We start from the raw sequence: 2,963 nt of genomic DNA, 5'->3' as shown, positions 1-2,963 counted from the left end.
CGCCGCGACTCCGTCCTCCCGTAGCCGCCCGCGCCCCCGCCGGACGCGCCGGGGAGAGCGGCCGGGGCGGCGGAGGAGTGCGAGGTGGCGTGGTCCGGTTCCGGGGACTGCGGGGGGACGACCGCCTCCAGCACCTCACGTACCGGCCCCTGGACGATCTGTGGCTCCGCACCGTGCTCAGGCACGGCGCTGCTGATCTCAGGACCCGGCGACGGCGTGGGCGCCGGCTGCCCCACGGCCACGCATCCGGAGACCGCTGAGGCCGCCATCCCGGCCAGGAGCATCGCTGTCGTTCTCGTACGGCGCATCCCGCCAACTCTGGGCCCGCGGAGAGGCCCTCGGGGCGGATACGGCCGTGGATTGGCCCGTACGGGTGATGTCGGTCAACCGGTCGGGGACCGATCGTCAACCGGCTGTCCGTATGCGGGCCTTCTGCGGCTGTGCTGTAACTGTGTCTCAGTCGCCGGTCGTTCCGTCGATCTGCTCGCGCAGCAGGTCGGCGTGGCCGTTGTGCCGCGCGTACTCCTCGATCATGTGGGTGTAGATCCAGCGGAGGTTGAAGCGCCGACCGGTGGCGCGGTCGGGCGGCCCCTCGCCCAGGTCGTCGAGGCCCAGCGGGGCCGCCACCACACGGGCGTGCGCGATCTCCGCCTGCCAGGTCGCGTACGCCTCGTCCCAGGTGTCCGCCGGACCGACGTGGAAGTCACCGTCCTGGTCGGCCTCGGAGAAGTAGATCGGACCGGCCTTCTCGTCGGCCATCCTGTTGCGGAACCAGCCGCGTTCGACCTCGGCCATATGGCGCACAAGACCGAGCAGGCTCAGCTCGGAGGGCGGCAGGGCGACCTCCTTGAGCTGCCTGTCGTCGAGGCCGGCACACTTCAGGGCGAGTGTCCGGCGGTGATAGTCGAGCCAGCCTTCGAGCATCTCGCGTTCGGCGGCGTCGGGGGCGGGTTCGGTACGTTCCTGCGTTGTCATGGCGCCCATCCTCACGCACGGGTGCTCATCCGTGCCGGGAATTAAACCGGGGACGGCGGCGACCTGCCCGACCGGGCGTCGCACGTATGCTTCCCGGACGTCGAGATCCGGCGTGGTGAACCGGGAGGTCACTGTGAAGGTCGGTTGTATCGGGCTCGGTGACATAGCGCGCAAGGCGTACCTGCCGGTGCTCAGCACGCTGCCCGACGTCGAACTCCATCTTCAGACGCGCACCGCCGCCACCCTGAGGGCGACCGCCGAGACCTACCGCGTCCCCGCGGGACAGTGCCACCAGGACCTCGACTCGCTGCTCGCGCAGGGCCTCGATGCCGCCTTCGTGCACGCCTCGACCGCCGCGCACGCCGAGATCGCGACACGGCTGATCGAGGCGGGGGTCGCCACGTATGTCGATAAACCGATCGCCTACGAACTCGCCGACTCGGAGCGGGTGGTACGTCTCGCCGAGGAGCGTGGCGTCAGCCTCGCGGTCGGCTTCAACCGCCGTACGGCTCCCGCGTACGCGCAGTGTCTGGAACACCCGCGCGAGCTGATCCTCCTCCAGAAGAACCGCGTCGGACTGCCCGAGGACCCGCGCGTCTTCGTCCTCGACGACTTCATCCATGTCGCCGACACCCTGCGCTTCCTGGCCCCCGGCCCGGTCGAGCACGTGGACGTACGGACCCGCACCAGGGGCGGGCTGCTCCAGCACGTCGTACTCCAGCTCTCCGGTGACGGCTTCACGGCCATCGGCATGATGAACCGGATGAACGGTTCGACCGAGGAGATCCTCGAAGTCTCCGGCCAGGACACCAAGCGGGCCGTCCACGACCTCGCGACGATCATCGACCACAAGGGCCAGCCGAGCGTGCGGCGGCGCGGCGACTGGGTGCCCGTCGCCCGCCAGCGCGGCATCGAGCAGTGCGTCCTCGGCTTCCTCGACGCCGTCAGGGCCGGGCGGACGCTCGACGCGCAGGACGCTCTGCGGACGCACGAGCTGTGCGAGCGCGTGGTACGCGCGGCGCTGGAGCAGGCCGCCTGAGCGAGCGGTACAGCCGCGCCGCGCAGAACAGCGCGAGTACGGCGAGGGCGCCGTGGACCGCCCAGTCGCCGAACCTCACGTACAGGGTCCTGCCGCGCGCCAGCGGTACGTCGTACACCGCGGCCTCACCGCGGTCCGTAGCCGTCCCCACCTCGCCGACCCGGGCGCCCGTCGGGCCGAAGACCGCGCTGATGCCCGTGAGCGTCGCGTGCACCATCGGGCGGCCGGTCTCGGCGGCGCGGAGCGCGGCGAGCGAGGCGTGCTGGCCGGGCGCCCAACTGCCCTGGAACGAAGACGTCGACGACTGGCCCACCAGCACCTGCGCGCCGTCGGCGACGAGATGCCTGCTCATGTCGGGGAAGGCCGTCTCGAAGCAGATCAGCGGTCCGAACCGGAGGCCGCCCGCGCCCGGCAGCGACATCACGCGCTGCCGGGTGCCCCGTACGCGGTCCTCGCCCGCCGCCCTGCCCACCGAGGTCGCCCAGCCGAGCGCGGCGCGTGCCGGTACGTACTCGCCGAAGGGAACCAGCCGCATCTTGTCGTACGTATCGCCCGTCGGGCCGCCGGGACCGACCAGGACACTGCGTTTGAATATGCCGCCACGGCCCGCCGGATCCGTGGAGCGGGCGTCGACATTGACGAGGATGTCGGCGCCGACCGTACGGGAGAGCGCGGCGATCCTGGCCGCCAGGTCGCGCCGGGCCGTCAGGTCGAAGCCCACACTGCTCTCGCCCCACACCACGAGGTCGAGATCCCGCCCGGCCAGCTCGCGCGTCAGCGCCTCGCCGCGCGCGAAACGGCGTCCGGCGGCGCCGGGGCCGGTCACCACGCCGGCCTGGACCACCGCGATCCTCGCGGTCCCCGACGCCTCGGGACGCGGCGCCCAGACCCACGCACAGGCGGTCACGGCGGCGCACACGGCGAGCGCGACACCGGCGGCGCCACGGGC

Annotated in this window: 3 protein-coding genes and 1 pseudogene; 1 reads left to right on the top strand and 3 read right to left on the bottom strand. The window is 72.1% G+C overall.

What is annotated here, in order from left to right:
- Together QR77_RS45800 and QR77_RS04215 are read right to left on the bottom strand one after the other, a co-directional pair.
- Positions 1–308, bottom strand: a pseudogene (locus tag QR77_RS45800) (hypothetical protein); the annotation flags it as partial.
- 148 nt (positions 309–456) lie between these two features.
- Positions 457–975: a DinB family protein gene (locus tag QR77_RS04215; RefSeq protein WP_040019733.1), complete on the bottom strand. Its 519-nt coding sequence runs from the start codon at positions 973–975 to the stop codon at positions 457–459.
- Between the two features lie 133 nt (positions 976–1,108).
- Here QR77_RS04215 and QR77_RS04210 point away from each other — a divergent pair, with 133 nt between their 5' ends.
- Positions 1,109–2,014 (top strand): Gfo/Idh/MocA family oxidoreductase, encoded by a 906-nt coding sequence (locus tag QR77_RS04210; protein ID WP_040027290.1) that lies wholly within the window; start codon positions 1,109–1,111, stop codon positions 2,012–2,014.
- On the opposite strand, the gene lnt is transcribed toward QR77_RS04210, so the two are convergent.
- Positions 1,920–2,963 (bottom strand): apolipoprotein N-acyltransferase (lnt, locus tag QR77_RS04205; RefSeq protein WP_107068890.1); only part of this gene is annotated, 1,044 nt, incomplete at its 5' end. The two genes, QR77_RS04210 and lnt, sit on opposite strands and share 95 nt — an antisense overlap.

The organism is Streptomyces sp. 150FB (assembly GCF_000818195.1).
Lineage (GTDB): Bacteria > Actinomycetota > Actinomycetes > Streptomycetales > Streptomycetaceae > Streptomyces.
The sequence above is the reverse complement of the archived record's forward strand: the minus strand, read 5'-3'. Positions and strand labels throughout refer to the sequence as shown.